The organism is Streptomyces sp. NPDC006551 (assembly GCF_040611675.1).
In the GTDB taxonomy this organism is placed as follows: Bacteria; Actinomycetota; Actinomycetes; order Streptomycetales; family Streptomycetaceae; genus Streptomyces.
In genome coordinates, this window is sequence record NZ_JBEXOT010000025.1 from 17868 (window position 1) to 40047 (window position 22180).

General features: G+C 70.7%; 15 protein-coding genes and 1 pseudogene. 12 read left to right on the forward strand and 4 right to left on the reverse strand.

The window, feature by feature from the left end:
• Nucleotides 1-58 precede the first annotated feature (58 nt).
• Nucleotides 59-1234 (reverse strand): hypothetical protein, encoded by a 1176-nt coding sequence (locus ABZY12_RS21705; protein ID WP_356892697.1) that lies wholly within the window; start codon nt 1232-1234, stop codon nt 59-61.
• Nucleotides 1235-1566: 332 nt separating this feature from the next.
• Between ABZY12_RS21705 and ABZY12_RS21710 the strand changes: the two genes are divergently transcribed.
• The 5 genes from ABZY12_RS21710 (at nt 1567) to ABZY12_RS21730 (ending at nt 9592) form a co-directional block, all read left to right on the forward strand.
• Nucleotides 1567-3018 (forward strand): diaminobutyrate--2-oxoglutarate transaminase family protein, encoded by a 1452-nt coding sequence (locus ABZY12_RS21710; protein WP_356892699.1) that lies wholly within the window; start codon nt 1567-1569, stop codon nt 3016-3018.
• Between the two features lie 41 nt (nt 3019-3059).
• On the forward strand, nt 3060-4946 hold the full coding sequence (locus ABZY12_RS21715) for an IucA/IucC family protein (protein ID WP_356892701.1): 1887 nt from the start codon (nt 3060-3062) through the stop codon (nt 4944-4946).
• A gap of 135 nt (nt 4947-5081) precedes the next feature.
• Nucleotides 5082-5723 carry a GNAT family N-acetyltransferase gene (locus ABZY12_RS21720; RefSeq protein WP_356892820.1) on the forward strand — a complete coding sequence of 214 codons (642 nt, stop codon included), beginning with the start codon at nt 5082-5084 and terminating at the stop codon, nt 5721-5723.
• 61 nt (nt 5724-5784) lie between these two features.
• Entirely contained in the window at nt 5785-7581 is a 1797-nt protein-coding gene (locus ABZY12_RS21725; protein WP_356892703.1) for an IucA/IucC family siderophore biosynthesis protein, read from the forward strand.
• Between the two features lie 37 nt (nt 7582-7618).
• Nucleotides 7619-9592, forward strand: a complete 1974-nt coding sequence (locus ABZY12_RS21730; protein ID WP_356892705.1) for an ATP-dependent DNA helicase — start codon at nt 7619-7621, stop codon at nt 9590-9592.
• An 89-nt stretch (nt 9593-9681) separates the two neighbouring features.
• On the opposite strand, the gene lexA is transcribed toward ABZY12_RS21730, so the two are convergent.
• Nucleotides 9682-10473, reverse strand: a complete 792-nt coding sequence (lexA, locus tag ABZY12_RS21735; RefSeq protein WP_356892707.1) for a transcriptional repressor LexA — start codon at nt 10471-10473, stop codon at nt 9682-9684.
• Nucleotides 10474-10950: 477 nt separating this feature from the next.
• Between lexA and nrdR the strand changes: the two genes are divergently transcribed.
• Both nrdR and ABZY12_RS21745 read left to right on the forward strand, forming a co-directional pair.
• The gene (nrdR, locus tag ABZY12_RS21740) at nt 10951-11463 is read left to right on the forward strand and encodes a transcriptional regulator NrdR (protein WP_356892709.1); all 513 of its coding nucleotides are present in this window, start codon (nt 10951-10953) and stop codon (nt 11461-11463) included.
• 158 nt (nt 11464-11621) lie between these two features.
• Nucleotides 11622-14513, forward strand: a complete 2892-nt coding sequence (locus ABZY12_RS21745) for a vitamin B12-dependent ribonucleotide reductase (RefSeq protein WP_356892711.1) — start codon at nt 11622-11624, stop codon at nt 14511-14513.
• Between the two features lie 166 nt (nt 14514-14679).
• On the opposite strand, the gene ABZY12_RS21750 is transcribed toward ABZY12_RS21745, so the two are convergent.
• Nucleotides 14680-15210 (reverse strand): TerD family protein, encoded by a 531-nt coding sequence (locus tag ABZY12_RS21750; RefSeq protein WP_356892713.1) that lies wholly within the window; start codon nt 15208-15210, stop codon nt 14680-14682.
• 236 nt (nt 15211-15446) lie between these two features.
• Between ABZY12_RS21750 and ABZY12_RS21755 the strand changes: the two genes are divergently transcribed.
• Nucleotides 15447-16052 carry a YdbC family protein gene (locus tag ABZY12_RS21755; RefSeq protein ID WP_356892715.1) on the forward strand — a complete coding sequence of 202 codons (606 nt, stop codon included), beginning with the start codon at nt 15447-15449 and terminating at the stop codon, nt 16050-16052.
• A gap of 128 nt (nt 16053-16180) precedes the next feature.
• Here the strand turns inward: ABZY12_RS21755 and ABZY12_RS21760 are convergent.
• A pseudogene (locus tag ABZY12_RS21760) lies at nt 16181-16798 on the reverse strand (TetR/AcrR family transcriptional regulator); the annotation flags it as partial.
• Between the two features lie 130 nt (nt 16799-16928).
• Between ABZY12_RS21760 and ABZY12_RS21765 the strand changes: the two are divergent.
• The 4 genes from ABZY12_RS21765 to ABZY12_RS21780 all read left to right on the forward strand — a co-directional run bounded on the left by ABZY12_RS21765 (nt 16929) and on the right by ABZY12_RS21780 (nt 22136).
• On the forward strand, nt 16929-18539 hold the full coding sequence (locus tag ABZY12_RS21765) for an ATP-binding cassette domain-containing protein (protein WP_356892717.1): 1611 nt from the start codon (nt 16929-16931) through the stop codon (nt 18537-18539).
• 33 nt (nt 18540-18572) lie between these two features.
• The gene (locus tag ABZY12_RS21770; protein WP_356892719.1) at nt 18573-19256 is read left to right on the forward strand and encodes a histidine phosphatase family protein; all 684 of its coding nucleotides are present in this window, start codon (nt 18573-18575) and stop codon (nt 19254-19256) included.
• A complete protein-coding gene (locus tag ABZY12_RS21775; protein ID WP_356892721.1) occupies nt 19246-20157 on the forward strand; it encodes an ADP-ribosylglycohydrolase family protein in 912 nt (303 codons plus the stop codon). The genes ABZY12_RS21770 and ABZY12_RS21775 overlap by 11 nt, the downstream gene beginning before the upstream one ends.
• Before the next feature lie 308 nt (nt 20158-20465).
• The gene (locus ABZY12_RS21780) at nt 20466-22136 is read left to right on the forward strand and encodes a DUF4173 domain-containing protein (protein ID WP_356892822.1); all 1671 of its coding nucleotides are present in this window, start codon (nt 20466-20468) and stop codon (nt 22134-22136) included.
• The last annotated feature ends 44 nt before the right edge of the window (nt 22137-22180 follow it).

The following is a 22180-nucleotide window of genomic DNA, read 5'->3' on the forward strand; positions in this document are numbered from 1 at the left end:
GTATGCCCGTAGGCGGGAGGCGGGACCCCGCGGGGCCCCGCCTCCTCACCGAGGACGACTACCGGCCTGCGTACTTCTTGCTGACCTCGTCGTAAATGCCCTTGGCCTCGGCGCCCAGGCGCGGACCGGCCAGCCAACCGGCCGTCACCGGACCGATGGAGGTGTTGGACACCAGCGCCGGCTTCCCGTCCTTGCCCTGGGCCACCCAGCCGCCACCGGACGAACCACCGGTCATGGTGCAGCCGATCCGGTACATAGTCGGCTGCTCCGCCTTCACCGACAGGCGGCCCGGCTTGTCCTGGCACTGGAACATCTTCTGACCGTCGAACGGCGCACCCGCCGGGTAACCGGTCGCCGTGATGCTCGCGATCTTCGACGTGGCGGGCGCGTTGAACTCCACGGGGAGCGCCGCACCGACCGTCTCCTCCAGCGACTTGCCCGTGCTGCCCTTCTCCGGCGTCACATGGATCACCGCGAAGTCGTACGGGGCGCCCTGACCCCCGGTCGCCGCACCCTGCGAGATCCACTGCTCGGACGTCTGCGCCCAGTCACCCCACCACACGCCGTACGGAGCGACTTCCTCGCGGGTCGCGTTCTCCAGCTGGGCGGTCGGCTTGCCGCTGTCGTTGTACGAGGGGACGAAGGCGATGTTGCGGTACCAGCCGCCCTTCTTGCCGGCGTGCACGCAGTGGCCCGCCGTCCAGACCATGTTGGACTTCCCCGGGTTCGCCGGGTCCTTCACGACCGTGGCCGAGCAGACCATCGAGCCCTCGGGACCGTCGAAGAAGACCTTGCCCGCCTCCGGCGCGCCGGAGTGGTACGGCGGCGTCACGGCCTTCGCCCTGACCGGATCGGGGGTCGGGTCGGTGACACCCTCGTCACCCGAGATGTCCTCCTCCTCGACCGGCCTGTCGGGGCGCTCGGCGTCCCGCATCCGGTCCGGGTCCCAGAGGTCCTCGATGATCGGGTTGACGAAGTCCTTGGCCTCACGCAGCCACTTGTCGCGGTCCCAGTTCTTCCACTCGCCGTTCCTCCACTTGTCCAGGTCGATCCCGCGCTCCTTGAGCCGGTCCTTGAGATCGTCCGGAATCGTGATCTTGTCGCCGGTGGACGGGCTCGCGGGAGCGCTGGGCTTGTCTCCCGCTATCTCCTCGGTCGGGCCGCAGGCCGTCGCCGTCAGCGTCAAGGCCGCGACGGCGGCTGCCGAGGCCAGCAGCGGACGAATCGATCGCATCTCGTGATCCCCCTGGGAACTACGTCAACTTGTGCATGAGTGAACAGCGGTGAAGTGCGACGACGCCGTGACCGGTGCCGAAGCGCGGCCCCCATGATGCCGGTGCCGGAGTGGACGGCGTGCGGCAGGTCCGCGGTTCCGCCCCTCGTACAGCCGTTGCCGGGACGTGATCCGGGACGGCCCGACGAACTTGTGACTGGCCCGTGATCCCCGCGATCCCTCGTCGTTGGTACGGACGGGGGACACGGAGGCAGCGTTCAGGGCCGGCGTTCGCACGGTCGCGCAACGTACCGATGTGCAACGCAACCGTTACAGCGGGAGGACACCGAGCCGTGGCCCTGACCGAATCAGCTCCGGCCGTACCACCGGCCGCGCACGCGCCCGAGGGCGGGCGGACCGCGACCGAGACCGGCGCCCATGAGGGCATCCTGCGCCGTCAGTCGCTACGCGAATCGGCGGCGCGCACCTATGCCCGCTCACTGCCGATCGTTCCCGTACGCGCCCGGGGACTGACCATCGAGGGCGCGGACGGCCGCCGTTACCTCGACTGCCTCTCCGGCGCGGGGAGTCTGGCCCTCGGGCACAACCACCCGGTGGTCCTGGAGGCCGTCAGGAAGGTCCTCGACTCCGGCGCCCCGCTCCATGTCCTCGACCTCGCCACCCCGGTCAAGGACGCCTTCACCACGGAGCTGTTCGCCACACTGCCCGCCGGACTCGCCGACGACGCGCGCATCCAGTTCTGCGGACCGGCCGGCACGGACGCGGTCGAGGCCGCCCTCAAGCTCGTCCGCACGGCCACCGGACGCAGCGGACTGCTCAGCTTCACCGGCGCCTACCACGGCATGACCGCCGGAGCCCTCGACGCCTCGGGCGGCGCCACGGACGTACGGGTCACCAGGCTGCCCTACCCGCAGGACTACCGCTGTCCGTTCGGCGTGGGCGGGGACCGGGGCGCCGAACTGGCCGCCCGCTGGACGGAGAACCTGCTCGACGATCCCAAGAGCGGCGTCCCCACCCCCGCGGGCATGATCCTCGAACCGGTGCAGGGCGAAGGCGGAGTCATCCCCGCCCCCGACGCCTGGATGCGCCGGATGCGCGAGATCACCGCCTCGCGCTCCATCCCGCTCATCGCCGACGAGGTCCAGACCGGCGTCGGCCGCACCGGCACCTTCTGGGCCGTCGAGCACAGTGGCGTCGTCCCCGACGTGATGGTCCTCTCCAAGGCCATCGGCGGCTCCCTCCCGCTCGCCGTCATCGTCTACAGGCGCGCACTCGACGCCTGGAAGCCCGGCGCCCACGCGGGCACCTTCCGCGGCAACCAACTCGCCATGGCCGCCGGAGCCGCCACCCTCGCGTACGTACGGGAGAACAAGCTCGCCGACCGCGCGGCCACCCTCGGGGCGAGGATGCTCGGCCGCCTCCAGGGCCTCGCCGCCGACCACCCCTGCGTCGGCGACGTGCGCGGGCGAGGGCTCATGATCGGCGTCGAACTGGTCGACCCCTACGCCGAGGACCCCGGTTCCCCCGCCCCGCCCGCCGACCCGGCCCTCGCCGTGGCCGTCCAGCGGGAGTGCCTCGACCGCGGCCTCATCGTCGAACTGGGCGGCCGCCACTCCGGAGTCGTCCGTCTCCTGCCCCCGCTCACCCTCACCGACGAGCAGGCCGCGGCGGTCCTCGATCGCTTCGCCGACGCCCTGGCCGCCGCCGAACGCGCCCACCGCCCGGGCCCGCCCACGCGTGCCCGGTCCACGCACCGCCGGAACGCCACCGGACCGTCCCACTGACCCCGGACCGAACCCGGGACACCCCCACAAGGAAGCCCCCCGTGAACGCCACCCCCGCCTCCGAAGCGTCCGACACCGGCAGCGCCGCCCACGGCCCGGTCACCGTCGAGCAGGCCACCGTCCCCCGCCAGCCCTCCGGTCCGTTCGATCCCCAGCCCGCGCCCATGTCGCCAGCGGCGCCCCTTCCCGCACCATCCGCCGCGGCCGGCCACGACCACCTCGACGACCCGGATCCGCAGAGGGCCGCCGACGCCGCGACCATCGAGAACCTGCTGCGCTGCTGGGCACGGGAGAAGAACCTCCCCGCCCCCGACTCCGGCACTCTCCGCATCCCCCTGGAAGCCAGCGGCACCGCCCTCCTCGTTCCCGTCCTGTACTGGTCGCCCACCGGTTGGCACCGCTTCGGCGTCCCCACCCTGGAAGGCCTCCCCACCTCGGCACCCTTGGCCGACGCCGTCACCGTCGCCGCCCTTCTCAGCCGCGAGACCGGCCGTCCGGAAGGCACCGAACTCGTCGGCCGCGTCGCCGACTCCGTCCGTCGCACCGCCGACTTCATCGCCGACCGGCGCCGCCGCCCAAGCCCCCGCCCCGACGCCGACCTCTTCCTCACCGCCGAACAGTCCCTGCTCCTCGGCCACCCCCTCCATCCGACTCCGAAGAGCCGCGAAGGACTCTCCGAAGCCGAAGCCCGCCTCTACTCACCCGAGTTGTACGGCTCCTTCCCCCTGCACTGGATGGCCGTCGACCGCACCGTCCTCGCCTCCGACTCCGCCTGGACCGAGCAGGGCCGCCCGATCACCGCCGAACAGCTCGCCACCGGTCTGGCCGCGGGCCTCGCCCTTCCCGCCGGCACCGTGCCGCTGCCCCTCCACCCCTGGCAGGCCCGCGAACTGCTCCACCGCCCGACCGTCGCCTCCCTCCTCGACGCGGGTCTCCTCCACGACCTCGGCCCCCACGGCGCCGCCTGGCACCCCACCTCCTCCGTCCGCACCGTGCACCGCCCCGGCGCCCGGGCCATGCTCAAGCTCTCCCTCGGCGTCCGCATCACCAACTCCCGCCGCGAGAACCTCCGCAAGGAGCTCCACCGCGGCGTGGAGGTCCACCGCCTCCTGCGCACCGGGCTCGTCGACCAGTGGCAGGCGGCCCACCCCGGATTCGACATCGTCCGCGACCCCGCCTGGCTCGCGGTCGACACTCCCGACGGCGACCCCGTACCCGGACTCGACGTCATGGTCCGCCACAACCCCTTCGCCACCGGAGACGACGCCGTCTGCATCGCCGCCCTCACCGCCCCACGGCCGTGGCCCGGCACCACCCGGATGCGCTCCCGCCTCACCGAGATCGTCACCCGTCTCGCCACCCGCACCGGCCGCCCCACCACGGCGGTCGCCGCCGAGTGGTTCCTGCGCTATCTCGACCACGTCGTCCGCCCCGTGCTCTGGCTCGACGGCGTCGCCGGAGTCGCCCTGGAGGCCCACCAGCAGAACACCCTGGTCCTCCTCGACCCGGAAGGCTGGCCCGTCGGCGGCCGCTACCGCGACAACCAGGGCTACTACTTCCGCGAGTCCCACCGCGATGAACTCGACAGCCGCCTGCCCGGCATCGGCACCGCCAGCGACACCTTCGTCTCCGACCAGGTCACCGACGAGCGCTTCGCCTACTACCTCGGCATCAACAACGTCCTCGGTCTCATCGGGGCCTTCGGCTCCCAACGCCTCGCCGACGAACGCGTCCTGCTCGCCGGCCTCCGCCGGTTCCTCGCCTCCGCCGGCAGCCTCGGCTCACCCCTGCCGCACCGGCTTCTGGAGGCCGCGACGCTGCGCTGCAAGGCCAACCTCCTCACCCGCCTGCACGGCCTGGACGAGCTCGTCGGCCCCGTCGACACCCAGTCCGTCTACGTCACCATCACCAACCCCCTCCGCCCCTGAAAGACCCCGTTCCGACCGCACTGCCGAGAGGAGAGCGCCACCGTGCCCCCCACCGACGCGAGCACCGACACCGAGGCCTTCGCCGACACCGGAACCAGCCCCTTCTCCCCAGCCGACACGGCCGGAGAGGACACCCTGGACCTGCGCCTCCCCGACGAACTCGTCGCCCTGTTCTCAGTCGGCGAGCCCACGGCGACGACCGACGGCGACCTGCTCGACTCCGTCGCCACCTGGGGCCCGGCCACCACCCCGATCGGCACGTTCCAGCTCGTCCCCGTACGGATCGAACGAGACCTCGCGCTCATCAGCCGCTGGATGAACGACCCGGCCGTGGCAGCCTTCTGGGAGCTGTCCGGCCCGGAGACCGTGACCGCCGGACACCTCCGCGCCCAACTCGAAGGCGACGGCCGCAGTGTGCCCTGCCTCGGACTCCTCGACACCACCCCCATGAGCTACTTCGAGCTCTACCGCGCCGACCTCGACCCGCTCGCCCGGCACTACCCCGCCCGCCCCCACGACACCGGCGTCCATCTGCTCATCGGCAGCGTCGCCGACCGCGGCCGCGGAGTCGGCACGGCCCTCCTCCGAGCCGTCGCCGATCTCGTCCTCGGCCACCGCCCCCGATGCACCCGTGTCATCGCCGAACCCGACCTGCGCAACACCCCCTCCGTCTCAGCCTTCCTGAGCGCCGGATTCCGCTTCTCCGCGGAAGTTGACCTCCCCGACAAACGAGCCGCCCTCATGGTCCGCGACCGCGCCCTCCGTCACGTCCTGTGAACGCCCCTTTGCCTTACATGGACCGCTCGCCCCACAGCGGTTCCCACCCAGAGGAGTCCCCGTGCCGTCGTCCCCAGTCACTCATGACTCCGCACTGCTCTCACCCGCCGAGCTCACCCCTGACGCCTGGACCCGGGCGTGCTCACGCCTTCTCGCCAAGACCCTCGGCGAGTTCGCGTACGAGGAGATCATCGAGCCGGTCACCACCGACGGCCCGGGCAGCCCCGGTCGGTACGTCCTGCGCCTCGACGACGGGGCGGCGCTCACCTTCTCCGCCCGCCGCGGCGCGTACGGCAGCTGGCGCGTCGCACCCGACTCGATCGAGCTCGACGGCCGACCGCTGACCGACCCCCTCGACTTCCTGGTCCGGGTCCGCCGGCTCCTCGGCATCGACGGCGCCACTCTCGGCCATCTCATCCGCGAACTCACCACCACCCTCGCCGCCGACGCCCGTCTGCACCACTCGGCACTCACCGCCGACCGGCTCGCCGACCTCGGATACGCCGAACTCGAAGGTCATCAGACCGGCCACCCATGGCTCGTCCTCAACAAGGGCCGCATCGGCTTCTCCGCCTCCGACACCGCCCGCTGGGCCCCCGAGGCCCGCCGCGCCGTCCACCTCCCCTGGATCGCCGTCAGCACCGACCTCGCCGCCTACCGAGGAGTCCCCGGGCTCGAAACCGCCGACCGGCTCTACGCACGCGAGCTCGACACCGAGGTCCGCGAAGCCTTCGACGCCGAACTGCGCGGCCGCGGCCTCGATCCCGCGACGTACCTCCTGATGCCCGTCCACCCCTGGCAGTGGGACGAGATCCTGCTCCCTCTCTACGCCCCCGCCGTCGCCGCCGGGGCCATCGTCCCGCTCCACCGGACCGACGGCGACCTGCGCCTGCCGCAGCAGTCCATCCGTACGTTCCTCAACACCAGCCGGCCCGACCGGCACACCGTCAAACTCCCGCTCTCCGTCCTCAACACCCTCGTCTGGCGCGGACTGCCCACGGAACGCACCCTCGCCGCCCCGGCCGTCACCTCCTGGGTCCACGGCCTGCGCGACGCCGACCCTTTCCTGCGGGACGAGTGCGGCGTGATCCTCCTCGGTGAGGTCGCCTCCGTCACCGTCCAGCACCCCCTCTACGACCGGCTGCCCGAGGTCCCGTACCAGTACAAGGAACTCCTCGGCGTCATCTGGCGCGAGCCGCTGCGGCTACCGCCCGGAGAGCGCGCCCGTACCCTCGCCGCCCTCCTGCACACCGACCCGAACGGCCGCGCCTTCGTCGCCGAACTCGTCGAACGGTCCGGCCTCGCCCCCGCCGTCTGGCTCCAGCACCTCTTCAGGGCCCTGCTGCCCCCGCTGCTGCGCTTCCTCTACCGGTACGGCACCGTGTTCTCCCCGCACGGCGAGAACGCCATCGTCGTCTACGACGACCGGGACGTCCCCGTGCGGCTGGCGATCAAGGACTTCGTCGACGACGTCAACATCAGCGCCCGGCCGCTCCCCGAGCACGACGCCATGCCGGACGACGTCCGTGCCGTCCTGCTCACGGAGGAACCCGACTTCCTCACGCAGTTCATCCATTCAGGGCTCTTCGTGGGCGTCCTCCGCTACCTGGCGCCGCTCTGCGACGAACAACTCGGGTTCCCCGAGAAGGATTTCTGGGCCCTGGTCCGCGCCGAGATCATCCGTCACCAGACGCGCTTCCCGGAGCTGAAGGAACGGTTCGAGCTGTTCGATCTCCTCACACCCCGAATCAAGCGTCTCTGTCTCAACCGCAACCGTCTGCACCTGGACGGCTACCGGGACCGCCCCGCGCGGCCGCACGCGGCCGTCCACGGAACCGTCCCGAATCCACTCGCGTGATCCGACTGTCAGTCCCGCGCCGTAGGGTGGAGGCGCTATGACGAAGCCATCCCTCCCCGATCTCCTCCACGCCGCAGTCTCCGCCGTCGGCGGTGTGGAACGGCCTGGCCAGGTAACCATGGCCGAGGCCGTTGCCGAGGCCATCGACGACAGCTCCCACCTCCTCGTCCAGGCCGGCACCGGTACCGGAAAGTCCCTCGGCTATCTGGTCCCGGCACTGGCGCACGGGGAGCGCGTGGTGGTGGCCACCGCCACGCTGGCCCTCCAGCGTCAGCTGGTCGAGCGCGATCTTCCGCGCACGGTCGACGCCCTGCATCCGCAGCTCCGCCGGCGCCCGGAGTTCGCCATGCTCAAGGGGCGGTCGAACTACCTCTGTCTGCACCGCCTCCACGAGGGGGTTCCGCAGGACGAGGAGGACGGGCTCTTCGACCCCTTCGAGGCCGCCGCACCGACGAGCAAGCTCGGCCAGGATCTGCTGCGGTTGCGGGACTGGTCCGACGAGACGGAGACGGGAGACCGCGACGACCTGACGCCCGGTGTCTCCGATCGCGCGTGGGCCCAGGTCTCCGTCTCCTCCCGCGAGTGCCTGGGAGCGAGCAAGTGCGCGTACGGCGCGGAGTGCTTCGCCGAGGCGGCCCGAGAGCGGGCCAAGCTCGCCGATGTGGTCGTCACCAATCACGCCCTGCTGGCCATCGACGCGATCGAGGGCGCCCCCGTCCTGCCCCAGCACGAGGTGCTGATCGTGGACGAGGCCCACGAGCTGGTCTCCCGTGTCACCGGCGTCGCCACCGGCGAACTCACCCCGGGCCAGGTCAACCGGGCCGTACGCCGGAGCGCGAAGCTGGTCGACGAGAAGATCGCCGATCAGCTGCAGACCGCCGCCGAAGGCTTCGAGAGGGTCATGGAGCTGGCCCTGCCGGGCCGCCTGGAGGAGATCCCGGAGGACCTGGCCTATGCGCTGATGGCGCTGCGTGACGCGGCTCGTGCGGTGATCACGGCCCTCGGCTCCACCCGCGACAAGTCGGTCCAGGACGAGGACGCCGTGCGCAGGCAGGCCATGGCCTCGGTCGAGACCGTCCACGGTGTGGCCGAGCGGATCACCCAGGGGTCCGAGTACGACGTCGTCTGGTACGAGCGACACGATCGTTTCGGCGCCTCGGTGCGGGTCGCCCCGCTCTCCGTCTCCGGGCTGCTGCGGGAGAAGCTCTTCGCGGACCGGTCCGTGGTGCTCACCTCGGCCACCCTGAAGCTCGGGGGCGACTTCAACGGAGTCGGAGCCTCGCTGGGGCTGGCGCCGGAGGGCACCGAGGGTGACGACATCCCGATGTGGAAGGGCATCGACGTCGGCTCGCCCTTCGACTACCCCAAGCAAGGGATCCTCTATGTCGCCAAGCACCTCTCCCGGCCCGCGCGTGACGGCGATCGCGGCGACATGCTGGACGAGCTGACCGAGCTGATGCAGGCGGCGGGCGGCCGCACACTCGGTCTGTTCTCCTCCATGCGGGCGGCTCAACTCGCGGCGGAGGAGCTCCGCACCCGCATCCCCGAGTTCCCGATCCTGCTCCAGGGGGAGGACACCCTCGGCGAGCTGATCAAGAACTTCTCGGCCGATCCGAAGACCTGTCTCTTCGGCACGCTCTCGTTGTGGCAGGGGGTGGATGTCCCAGGGGCCAGCTGTCAGCTCGTCGTGATGGACAAGATCCCCTTCCCGCGCCCGGACGACCCGCTGATGAGCGCGCGGCAGAAGGCGGTCGAGGAAGCCGGCGGCAACGGCTTCATGGCCGTCGCGGCTACGCACGCGGCACTTCTGATGGCCCAGGGCGCCGGCCGACTGGTTCGGGCCACGGGCGACCGCGGCGTCGTCGCCGTACTCGATCCACGGCTGGCCACGGCGCGCTACGGCAGCTATCTGAAGGCGTCGCTGCCCGACTTCTGGTACACCACGGACCGCAACCAGGTGCGCAAGTCGCTCGCCGCGATCGACGCGGCGTCCACGGCGGCGGGAGTCTGAGACAAGCCCCTGAGGTGGCAGGAGACACGGCAGGGCCCCGAGACCGGCGCAGTGGGTCCCGGGGCCCGGTCAGAGCCGGCGAGGTGGCGTCACACCCGCCGCAGTACGGCGACGACCTTGCCGAGGATGGTGGCCTCGTCGCCGGGGATCGGCTGGTACGCCGCGTTGTGCGGCAGCAGCCAGACATGGCCGTCCTCGCGCTTGAAGCGCTTGACCGTGGCTTCGCCGTCGAGCATGGCGGCCACGATGTCGCCGTTCTCCGCGACAGGCTGGCGGCGCACCGTGACCCAGTCGCCGTCACAGATCGCGGCTTCGATCATCGAGTCGCCGACGACCTTCAGGACGAACAGCTCGCCGTCGCCGACCAGCTGCCGGGGCAGCGGGAAGACGTCCTCGACCGACTCCTCGGCGAGGATCGGACCGCCGGCGGCGATCCGTCCGACCAGGGGAACGTACGAGGCGGCCGGCTTGCCGGTGGTGTCCGTCGGCTGGGTGCTGGGCTGGTCCGAGCCGCGCACCTCGTAGGCCCGCGGGCGGTGCGGGTCGCGGCGGAGGAAGCCCTTGCGCTCGAGGGCCATCAGCTGGTGCGCCACCGAGGACGTACTGGAGAGACCCACCGCCTGGCCGATCTCACGCATCGACGGCGGGTAGCCGCGTCGCTGGACCGAGTCCCGGATGACCTCGATGACCCTCCGCTGCCGGTCCGTGAGGCCGGAGCTGTCGGCCCTGATTCCTGGGGGGCGTCCGGGCAACGAGCGCGCGGGCCGGCCGGGCTCCCCGTCCCCGTTCATGACTGTGTCGTTCATGGCATGCACCGGCTCGAATCGGCCCTGGGAGCGGTCCTGGGCTGTGATGGTGGCACTGTCTGCGGTGGTGGTCACGTCGTCGGCCCCTCTCGAATGGTCTCCCTGGCTGGCACAACGGTAGTGGCTTTCGAAAGGTTGCGCCAAACACACGTTCGAGTGAAAATTCGCAGATTGCCTTACGTGTTCGTGCAGGTGGGTGTATAGGCAGGCCCGGACCGCAGTGGGAATCGGTCATTACGGTAGCCTTCCCCGCCGTACCGCAGGGTGGCGGGGTGCCTTTCAAGTGTGGCACCCGAGGGCCCCGAATCGGCGGCGCCGCGCTCTTCCCGTACTCTCGTCCCCGATCGCGGGCGACCGCGTCGCGCGACACGCGCGACGCGAGGAAAACGCGCTTCGCCCCCAGATCTAGTGGTTGGATTGCATCAGCCACCTAGAAGTTGTGGTCCCCGGTCGGCCGGGACCGTACGCATCGCCTATGCTGGTGGTCGCTTCGAGGGGCCTTGACGGGCCCGGCGGGGCTATTCAGTCGTGCTGTGAGGGAGGGTCGGAACCATGCATTGCCCCTTCTGCAGGCACCCCGACAGCCGCGTCGTCGACAGTCGCACCACCGACGACGGCACGTCGATCCGCCGCCGTCGCCAGTGCCCCGACTGCTCCCGTCGTTTCACGACGGTGGAGACCGCCTCGCTGATGGTGATCAAGCGGTCCGGCGTGACGGAACCCTTCAGTCGTACCAAGGTCATCTCCGGCGTGCGCAAGGCATGCCAGGGGCGGCCCGTGACCGAGGACGCCCTCGCCAAGCTCGGCCAGCGGGTCGAGGAGGCGGTGCGCGCCACCGGGAGCGCCGAGCTGACCACCCATGACGTGGGGCTGGCCATCCTCGGCCCGTTGCAGGAGCTCGACCTCGTCGCGTACCTGCGCTTCGCATCCGTTTACAAGGCTTTCGACAGCCTCGACGACTTCGAGGCCGCCATCGCGGAACTCCGCGGGCAGCGGCCTCCCGCAGTGGAGCGCGGGACCGGAGCGACCCTCGAGGTCCCCGTTCCCGCCACCGCCGCCGACTGACCGGCGGGCCGGACCGGGGGTCCGGCGAGACCGGTCGCCGAGCGGCCGAAAAGACGTGCCACGAGCGCCTGTGCGGTGCTCATGGCAGCAGACAAGAAGACGGTGCCCTGGGATTATCTGGGCACTTCAGGGTGTTTTGCCCGTATATGGGAGGCGGCATGACAGAGACGGCGAGCGGTCCGGCAGCACGAGGTTCCCGCGCCAAGGGATCCAAGGCGAGCAAGGGCCTGCGTATCGAGCGCATCCACACCACCCCCGGAGTGCATCCGTACGACGAGGTGGTCTGGGAGCGTCGTGACGTCGTCATGACCAACTGGCGCGACGGCTCGGTCAATTTCGAGCAGCGTGGCGTCGAGTTCCCCGACTTCTGGTCGGTGAACGCGGTCAACATCGTCACCAGCAAGTACTTCCGCGGGGCCGTCGGCACCCCGCAGCGCGAGACCGGTCTCAAGCAGCTCATCGACCGGATCGTGAAGACCTACACGAAGGCCGGCGAGGAGTACGGCTACTTCGCCTCGCCCGCCGACGCCGAGATCTTCGAGCACGAGCTGGCCTACGCCCTCCTGCACCAGATCTTCAGCTTCAACTCGCCGGTCTGGTTCAACGTCGGCACGCCGCAGCCCCAGCAGGTCTCCGCCTGCTTCATCCTGTCCGTCGACGACTCCATGGAGTCGATCCTCGACTGGTACAAGGAAGAGGGCATGATCTTCAAGGGCGGTTCCGGCGCCGGCCTGAACCTCTCCCGTATCCGCTCCTCCAAGGAGCTGCTCTCCTCCGGCGGCAACGCCTCAGGCCCGGTCTCCTTCATGCGTGGCGCCGACGCCTCCGCGGGAACGATCAAGTCGGGTGGCGCCACCCGCCGCGCGGCCAAGATGGTCATCCTCGACGTCGACCACCCCGACATCGAGGACTTCATCGAGACCAAGGTCAAGGAGGAGGAGAAGATCCGCGCCCTGCGTGACGCGGGCTTCGACATGGACCTGGGCGGCGACGACATCACGTCCGTCCAGTACCAGAACGCCAACAACTCGGTCCGCGTGAACGACGAGTTCATGAAGGCCGTCGAGTCCGGTGGCAAGTTCGGCCTGCGCGCCCGGATGACCGGCGAGGTCATCGAGGAGGTCGAGGCCAAGTCGCTGTTCCGCAAGATGGCCGAGGCCGCCTGGGCCTGCGCCGACCCGGGCATCCAGTACGACGACACGATCAACCGCTGGCACACCTGCCCGGAGTCCGGCCGTATCAACGGCTCGAACCCCTGCAGCGAGTACATGCACCTGGACAACACGTCCTGCAACCTCGCCTCGCTGAACCTCATGAAGTTCCTCAAGGACGACGGCAAGGGCAACCAGTCGTTCGAGTCCGAGCGCTTCGCCAAGGTCGTCGAGCTGGTCATCACCGCGATGGACATCTCCATCTGCTTCGCCGACTTCCCGACCCAGAAGATCGGTGAGAACACCCGCGCCTTCCGCCAGCTGGGCATCGGCTACGCCAACCTCGGCGCCCTGCTGATGGCGACGGGCCACGCGTACGACTCCGACGGCGGTCGCGCCCTGGCCGGTGCCATCACCTCGCTGATGACCGGTACGTCGTACAAGCGCTCCGCCGAGCTCGCCGCGGTCGTCGGCCCGTACGACGGCTACGCCCGCAACGCCGAGCCGCACCAGCGCGTCATGAAGCAGCACGCGGACGCCAACACCACGGCCGTCCGCATGGACGACCTCGACTCGCCGATCTGGGCCGCCGCCACGGAGGCCTGGCAGGACGTGATCCGTCTCGGTGCAAAGAACGGCTTCCGCAACGCCCAGGCCTCGGTCATCGCCCCGACCGGCACCATCGGTCTCGCGATGTCCTGCGACACCACCGGCCTCGAGCCCGACCTCGCCCTGGTCAAGTTCAAGAAGCTGGTCGGCGGCGGCTCGATGCAGATCGTCAACGGCACCGTCCCGCAGGCCCTGCGCCGCCTGGGCTACCAGGAGGAGCAGATCGAGGCGATCGTCGCCCACATCGCCGAGCACGGCAATGTGATCGACGCGCCCGGTCTGAAGACCGAGCACTACGAGGTCTTCGACTGCGCGATGGGCGAGCGTTCCATCTCCGCGATGGGCCACGTCCGCATGATGGCGGCCATCCAGCCGTGGATCTCCGGCGCCCTCTCCAAGACCGTGAACCTGCCGGAGACGGCCACGGTCGAGGACGTCGAGGAGGTCTACTTCGAGGCCTGGAAGATGGGCGTCAAGGCGCTCGCCATCTACCGCGACAACTGCAAGGTCGGCCAGCCTCTCTCCGCCAAGAAGAAGGAGGAGGAGAAGGTCGAGGTCACCGCGAAGTCCGAGGCGACGATCCGCGAGGCCGTCGAGAAGGTCGTCGAGTACCGCCCGGTCCGCAAGCGTCTGCCCAAGGGCCGCCCGGGGATCACGACCTCCTTCACGGTCGGTGGCGCCGAGGGTTACATGACCGCCAACTCCTACCCGGACGACGGTCTCGGCGAGGTCTTCCTGAAGATGTCCAAGCAGGGTTCGACGCTCGCGGGCATGATGGACGCCTTCTCCATCGCCGTCTCCGTCGGTCTGCAGTACGGCGTGCCCCTGGAGACCTACGTCTCCAAGTTCACCAACATGCGCTTCGAGCCGGCCGGTATGACGGACGACCCGGACGTGCGGATGGCGCAGTCGATCGTCGACTACATCTTCCGCCGCCTGGCGCTGGACTTCCTGCCCTTCGAGACGCGCTCCGCGCTCGGCATCCACTCGGCCGAGGAGCGTCAGCGTCACCTGGAGACGGGTTCCTACGAGCCCGCCGACGACGAGGTGGACGTCGAGGGTCTGGCCCAGTCCGCCCCCCGGCAGACGGAGACGCTGAAGGCTGTCGCCCCGGCCGCGAAGACCGAGGCCGCCGCGCCGAAGCAGGCGCACACCTCGGCGGAGCTCGTCGAGATGCAGCTGGGCATCAGCGCCGACGCGCCGCTGTGCTTCTCCTGCGGTACGAAGATGCAGCGAGCGGGCTCCTGCTACATCTGCGAGGGCTGCGGCTCGACCAGCGGTTGCAGCTGATCCCGGGCCCCCTCGGGGGTGAAGCTCCTGTCAGGGCGGTGGCGCCGGTTTTCCCGGCGCCACCGCCCTCGGCGTCTGTGCCGCCTGGCCGGCGGCGCCAGGGTGCGCCGGGAGGGGACCGGTCCATGGCCGGTCCCCTTCTTCGTGTCCTGCTCGAAGGCAGGGCTCAGGAGTGCTGGGCGCCCATCAGTGTCGTGAAGGTCTGCGGGTCGGAATCGAAGCCGCGCGGTGTCGCCCGGTAGGACCAACCGCTGTCTCCGTCGCGGCTGAACTCGATGATCGTCGCCGCCGTGGCGTCGGCCACGGCGGTGAAGTCGTGGGTCACGAGCTCCGTGTAGCCCTCACGCACGCGTACGCCGGCGTGGGTGATGTCGCCGAACGTCCGGCGTCCGCCACCCTGCTGTATGGCCACACCCACCACCACGCGCGCGTAGTGCGGCGCGAGGCGGTCCAGTTCCAGGGTCATCGCCTCGTCGTAGCCGAACCCCTGCCCCGTACGGCTGTCGCGGTTGAGCGTGATGGTGCCGTCGGGGGAGCGGCTCCCGAAGTGCACGAGATAGGCGGGCGATCCGTACGGATCGTCCGCCGTGTAGACCCCTGCGATCAGATCCAGGTCGTGCGCCGGAGCGCCCATCGGGCTGGGGTCCCACTTGAGCGTCACCTCGACCTTGCCGACCCCCTTGTTGAGACCGCTCACGGTGAATCCCCTCTCTACGTACGCGTCGCTTGCCGTGTCTGGTCAACTGCCCGTGGTCCCGGGCGGTTTGCCCATGGTGTCATGCGGTTCCCTCGCGGGGTGGTGACACGGCACCCGCTGGGGTGATCACTGTCGACGTCGGTATCGAACTGGGTGACGAGGAGTCGTCGGGTCTGGTGAGACCGCACTTCTCCGTAGTCTCACGGGGCCCATGGCCGGGCCCGTACGATGGCGCGGTGCTGGTCAAGTGGATTCGCTGCACCGTTGTGGACCGTCGGGGGTTCGAGCGGGGGCAGCGGAAATGGGCGGGGCTGCTGGGTGAGCCGGGATTCCGGGGACAGGGCGGAGGATGGAGCCGAGGACGGCCCGATGTCGCCCATGTCTTCGCGTTCTGGGAGAGCCGGGCGTTCTACGACTCGTTCATGGCCCGGTCGCACGACCGGCTCGCGGCCGCGCAGGCGGGCACATTCAAGAATGCCCAGGTCAAGCTCTTCGATCACCGCTTCGACGTGAAGACGGGTTTCGAGCCGCGGTTCACGGATGCCGACGTCGCCCGGGTTGCCCACTGCCGTGTTCATGAGGACCGGGTCGAGCACTTCGCGCTCATGCAGGAGAAGGTGTGGAATCCGGCCATGGCCGGTTCTCCCGGGATGCTCCGCGGGGTGTTCGGCGAGGCGCCGGGGTGCGAGTTCCTCGTGCTGTCGATGTGGCGGTCGGCGGCGGAGCACGGGAAGTACCGGGTCGAACGGGTCGAGCGGCTCGGTCTGCGTGCCCAGACGGAGGCCGATGTGGCGGCGCTGGCAGGGGACGTGGTGCAGCTCGAGCCGTCCTGGACGGTGTGACCGGCGCGGTGTGGTCAACCGGCGGTGTCGGGGGTGGTGTTCGGGTCAGGGGCTGGATCGGGATCGGGGACTCGATCGGTGGCGCGGACAGCGTCGGTCTTGTCCTCGGCCCCGCCGCCTTCCGTGACGAAGGCACCTGCCGTGACCGCCGCGGACGTCGCCCGGGCCGCCTGATCCGCGACCGCGGTGTCGACCGGCTCGCGGGTGACGAAGAGGCGCAGGAAGAGGGGCGCCGACACCGCGCGCACGACCGCGCCGGCGTCGGTGCCGGCGGGTGCTTCGCCGCGGGCCAGAGCGCGCGCGACGACGATCTCGCAGCGGCCGAAACGCTCGGTGTAGAAGGCCCGCAGGGCGTCGGCGGCCCGCTCCGACTGGAAGGCGGCGCCGACGAACGCGGTCGGAGCCGCGGCCGCCGCCGGATCGGCGAAGGAGTCGACCACCTCGCGGGCCAGCGCCCGTAGATCGCCGTCGAGGCTGCCGGTGTCCGGCGGGGTCCAGCCGTCCTCGCCCGCGAGATCCAGGGCATCCGCCACGAGTCCCTCAAGGCCGCCCCAACGGCGGTACAGCGTCGTTTTGTGCACGCCGGAGTGCTCCGCCACGTACTCGACGGTGAGGGCCGGATAGCCGTGCTCCGCCAACCCCGTCAGAACGGCGTCGCGAACCGCGGCGCGCGTCCTCGCCGTGCGGCCCCCCGGACGGCGGCTGCCGGGCGCGGGCGCCGGGGACCCTTCGATCGAACCATTCAATTGCTACTCCCGTTGCGTTAGTGAGGTCGAGTGTGCCACACTCTTCGTAACGCGACCGAAGTTGCATTTAGCAGCCCGATTGCGTCCTTTCCCTCTGTCCGAATCGCTGTTTGTGCCGTTGGAGGCGCCCTTGCCCACACAGATTTCTCTGCGTGACGTGACCGTGTCCCGAGGCGACCGGCTGCTGTTCGACCAGGTCTCGCTCACCGTGCGCCCCGGAGAGCGGATCGGGGTCGTCGGGGAGAACGGCGCGGGCAAGTCCACGCTGCTCCGCATACTCGCCGGGCTCGACGCACCCGACGAGGGCGAGGCCGTCACCGTGACAGACGGCGGTACGGGAGTGGTCGCGCAGACTCCCCGACAGCCTGCCGACAACACCGTCGCCGACGCGATCGACGACGCTCTGGCCGATCTCCGCGCCATGGAAGGGCGGCTCCGGGAACTCGAAGCCGAGCTCGCCACGGCAAACGGGAGCCTTCTCGACGAGTACGGCGACCTGCTCACCGCCTTCCAGCTGCGTGGCGGATACGAGGCGGACGCTCGTATCGACAAGGCGATGCACGGCCTCGGTCTCACGGGTATTGGAAGGGAGCGGCGGCTCGGCAGCCTCTCGGGCGGCGAACAGGCCCGGCTCGGCATCGCATGCGCGGTCGCCGCTGCGCCCGAGGTCCTCCTCCTGGACGAGCCGACCAACCACCTGGACGCCCGGGCCCTCGACTGGCTGGAAGGAGCCCTCCTCGCCCATCACGGCACCGTCGTGGCCGTCTCCCACGACCGGGTCTTCCTGGAACGGGTGGCCACCGCGATCCTGGAGGTCGACGCCGACCGGCGCACCGTCGTCCGGTACGGAGACGGGTACGCCGGATACCGGGCCGAGCGGGCGGCCGCCCGGCGACGCTGGGAGCAGGCGTACGAGGAGTGGCGCGAGGAGACGGAGCGGCTCGAGGTCTTCGCCGCGACCACCGCCCACGGGGTCGCCGTCGGCCGCTCCATGAAGGACAACAACAAAATGGCCTACGACCGCGCGGGCGGGCGGGTCCAGGCATCCATCGCGGGGCGGGTGCGGAACGCGCAGGAGCGGCTGCGCCGACTGCGGGCCGACCCTGTCACCAAGCCTCCGAGGCCGCTCGCCTTCGCCGCCCGGCCGGTCGCAGGGGGCGCCCGAGGAGACCTGGTCACCCTGACCGGTGTCCGCGTGGCGGACCGGCTGGCCATCGACGACCTGACCGTCCGGGCGGGCGAGAAGCTGCTGATCCATGGCGACAACGGCGCGGGCAAGTCCACCTTGCTGCGCGTCGCCGCGGGTCTCGTCGAGCCGGACACGGGAGAGGTCCGCCGCGCGGGACGCATCGGCTTCCTGGCCCAGGAGATACCGGTCGACCGCCCCGCGGTGCGGCTGCTCGACGCCTTCGGGCGGGGACTCGCTCTCGCCGAGGACGAGCGGGAGGAACTGCTCCTCTCGTTCGGGCTGTTCCGCCCGGCCGACCTCCGGGTCGCGGTCGGGAGCCTCTCGGCCGGGCAGCGCCGGCGCCTGGCGCTCGCCCGACTTCTGGCCCGACCCGCCGACCTGCTGCTGCTCGACGAGCCGGCCAACCACCTGGCGCTGGCTCTGGTCGAGGAGCTGGAGGAGGCGTTGGAGCAGTGGCCCGGCGCGCTGATCGTCGTCTCCCACGACCGGCAGCTGCGCCGCCGCTTCACCGGCCGGATACGCCGGATGGACTCCGGACGTCTAGGCGGCTGAGCCCGTCCGGACCGGGCGATCTAGGGTCGTGGCATGGCACGACCGCGGCGCATCGTTCTCGTACGGCACGGAGAGTCCGAGGGCAATGCCGATGACACCGTGTACGAACGAGAGCCCGACCATGCGCTCAGGCTCACCGAGACGGGTCGGCGGCAGGCGGAGGAGACAGGGGAACGGCTTCGGGAGCTCTTCGGGGAGGAACGGGTCAGCGTGTACGTCTCGCCGTACCGTCGTACGCACGAGACCTTGCGGGCGTTCCGGCTCGATCCCGGGCGGGTCCGGGTGCGGGAGGAGCCGCGACTGCGGGAACAGGACTGGGGTAACTGGCAGGACCGGGACGACGTCCGCCTGCAGAAGGCGTACCGCGACGCGTACGGGCACTTCTTCTACCGCTTCGCGCAGGGCGAGTCGGGGGCCGATGTGTACGACAGGGTCGGCGCGTTCCTCGAAAGCCTCTACCGCAGCTTCGAGTCGCCGGACCATCCGCCGAACGTACTGCTGGTCACGCACGGACTGACCATGCGCCTGTTCTGCATGCGCTGGTTCCACTGGACGGTGGCCGACTTCGAGTCGCTGTCCAATCCGGGCAACGCGGAGACGAGGATGCTGCTGCTGGGCGAGGACGGCAGATACACCCTGGACCGCCCGTTCGAACGCTGGCGTACGCCGGAGCCGTACGGCCACACCGGGATAGAGTGGCAGAGCGATGACCGCTGACTTCTCTCTCGACCGGCGCTTCGACCGCGCCCTGGCCAGTCTCCGTGGGCTGACCGTGGGAGACGCCCTGGGCTCCCAGTTCTTCGTCCCCGCCAACTATCCGCTGCTGAAACGACGCGAGCTGCCGGCCGGTCCCTGGCAGTGGACCGACGACACCGAGATGGCCTGCTCGGTCCTGGCCGTGCTCGTACGGCACGGCCGGATCGACCAGGACGCCCTCGCCCAGTCGTTCGCCGAGCACCACGATTTCGACCGGGGCTACGGCCCCGCGGTCAACCGGATGCTCCGGCTCGTCCGGGAGGGCGGCGACTGGCGGGAACTCGCCTCCGCCCTCTTCAAGGGGCAGGGATCGTGGGGCAACGGAGCCGCCATGCGGATCGCCCCGCTCGGCGCCTGGTACGCGGACGATCCGGAACAGGCGACCCATCAGGCCGAGATCTCCGCGTACACCACGCACCAGCACCGGGAGGCCGTCGTCGGAACCATGGCCGTGGCGGCCGCCGCGGCCCTGGCCGCGGATCCGGCCGGTCCGCCGACACCCACCGACCTGCTCGACGGAGTCATCGCCCTCGTACCGCGCAGCGCCGTCGGCGCCGGCCTGCGGCGGGCCCGCGACATGCTCGACTACGGCGACGCGGGCACGGTGGCGGCGGTCCTCGGCTGCGGGCGTCGCACCAGCGCCCACGACACGGTTCCGTTCGCGCTCTGGTCGGCCGCCCGCGCCCTGGGCGACTACGAGCAGGTGTTCTGGACGACGGCGCAGGCGGGCGGCGATGTCGACACCACCTGCGCGATCGCCGGTGGGGTGGCCGCCTCCGCGGCGGCCGGCGCGCCGCCCGCCGCTTGGCTGGAGCAGACCGAGGAACTGCCGGACTGGCTTCCGGCCGCTGTACGCCCCTGACGGGGAGCCTGAGCGACTCCCTGACACGGCCCCCTCGTAAGGGCCGATCGTCGCGCTTGTCCGAAGTGGAGTGTCACGGTCCTGCCACAGCGGCGTCCGCTCCGGGCCGATCGCCCGAAGCGCGGTTAGAGTCGGCCACTCCGAAAGCGCTGATCATGACAAGAGCGCGCGCAGATGAGACACCCGGACCGCAGTCTTCCGCCAGTCATGGCCTGCGGGCCGGGTCGGGAGGGGGTCCCGTGTCCGACACGCCCGAACAACCATCGAAGAACAGAGCTCCGGCCGAGCCGAAGTCGTCCTTCGGCCCCATGGCCGAAGGACCGAGCGCACCCGCACCGCAGGCGTACCAGCCGCCGTCCGTTGCTCGCGGGCCGCAACAGCGACCGGCGGCCGGTCCGCCGGGCGGACCGAGGCCGCCGCAACAGCCCTGGGGCTACCCGATGCCTCCGCGCGAGAGCCGGCTCACCCGGCTTCGTCCCGACCCACCGGCGAGGGTGACCGCCCCGACACTCTGGGGGATCCTGGCCACCGCCCTGCTCAGCGCCCTGCTGCTCGGTGACGGCATCGGCCTGAACCTCATGATCGTGGCCGCTCCGGCGGTTTTCGCCGCCTCCTTCGCCGCCCGTCATGCCGGCCGTCGGCTGCGCCCCTGGACCCTGGTCTGGGCCGTCGGCGGGCTCGCCCTTCTCGCCATACCCGCGCTCCTGGACGCGGGCTGGCCGACATTCCTGGCCATCGTGTCCGCGCTGGTGCTCACCGCCTTCGCGCTGCACGGGGGCAGGGGCTGGCCGAGCATGCTGCTCGGGCCGATCGGACTGATCGACTCCCTGGGCTCCGGCACCACCTGGGTCGCGCGGGGGCTGCGCGACCGCGCGGACGGTTCCCGTGGCCGCCTCGGGCCGATCCTGCGCACGGTCGGCGTGGCCGTCCTGCTGCTCGTCGTCTTCGGCGCGCTGTTCGCCGGAGCCGACGCGGCCTTCGCCGATCTCCTCGGCTCGCTGACTCCCGACGTCTCGCTCTCCCAGGCGCCCTGGCGGCTCTCGTTCCTGCTGCTCGGCCTGTTCGGAGCGATCTCCCTCGCCCGCACCGCCGCCGCGCCCCTGCGCTGGGACCGCGTGGTCGTCCGGCCCGGACGGGCGCGTGCCCGCCTGGAGTGGGCGCTTCCGCTGGTCGTCCTGAACCTGCTCTTCGCGGCCTTCAACGCGGTCCAACTCGCCGTCCTCTTCGGCGGATACGACAAGGTGCTCAGTGAAACCGGGCTGACCTATTCCGAGTACGCCCGCCAGGGCTTCTGGCAGCTGCTCATGGCCACCCTGCTCACCCTCCTGGTGATCGGCCTCGCCCTGCGCTGGGCGCCACGCTCCGATCCCCGCGACCGGGCGCTCGTCCGCGCCGTGCTCGGCACGCTGTGCGTGCTGACGCTCGTCGTGGTCGCCTCCGCGCTGCGCAGGATGGACCTGTACGTCGACGCCTACGGGCTGACCCGGCTGCGCGTCTCGGTCACCGCGATGGAGATCTGGCTGGGCGTGGTCCTCCTGCTGATCATGGCGGCCGGAGTGTTCGGCGCGCGCTTCCTGCCCCGTGCGCTGGCCGTGAGCGCCGCCACCGCGGTCCTCGCCTTCGGCCTGGTGTCGCCCGACGCCCTCGTCGCCGAGCGCAATGTCGAACGGTACGCCGAGCTCGGCAAGATCGATGTGCGCTACCTCGAAGGTCTCTCGGCCGATGCGGTCCCCGCGCTCGACCGGCTTCCCGAACCCCAGCGCTCCTGCGCGCTGCTGGACATCGACGCCCGGCTCCGTGAGGACGACGGCAGTTGGTACGCCACCAGTTGGTCGGAGAGGAGGGCCCGCGCGATCCTGGCGGGCCGTGCCCTCACACGATCGCCCGAGGCGTGCCGGACGCCGAGCCGGGAAGAGGACTACGACCCCGACGGTGACGGCGATGTGTACGGTGACGACGACCCGTACGACGCCCCCTGATCCGGTCCGGCCGTGACGAGCCCCGTACGACTGTGCTTCCCGTC

Bases quoted from the DNA above. Each gene is read 5' to 3' on its own strand.
- ABZY12_RS21775 (WP_356892721.1), top strand. From the start codon at position 19,246: ATGACCGCTGACTTCTCTCTCGACCGGCGCTTCGACCGCGCCCTGGCC.
- ABZY12_RS21730 (WP_356892705.1), top strand. From the start codon at position 7,619: ATGACGAAGCCATCCCTCCCCGATCTCCTCCACGCCGCAGTCTCCGCC.
- nrdR (WP_356892709.1), top strand. From the start codon at position 10,951: ATGCATTGCCCCTTCTGCAGGCACCCCGACAGCCGCGTCGTCGACAGT.
- ABZY12_RS21745 (WP_356892711.1), top strand. From the start codon at position 11,622: ATGACAGAGACGGCGAGCGGTCCGGCAGCACGAGGTTCCCGCGCCAAG.
- ABZY12_RS21705 (WP_356892697.1), bottom strand. From the start codon at position 1,234: ATGCGATCGATTCGTCCGCTGCTGGCCTCGGCAGCCGCCGTCGCGGCC.
- ABZY12_RS21780 (WP_356892822.1), top strand. From the start codon at position 20,466: ATGGCCGAAGGACCGAGCGCACCCGCACCGCAGGCGTACCAGCCGCCG.
- ABZY12_RS21770 (WP_356892719.1), top strand. From the start codon at position 18,573: ATGGCACGACCGCGGCGCATCGTTCTCGTACGGCACGGAGAGTCCGAG.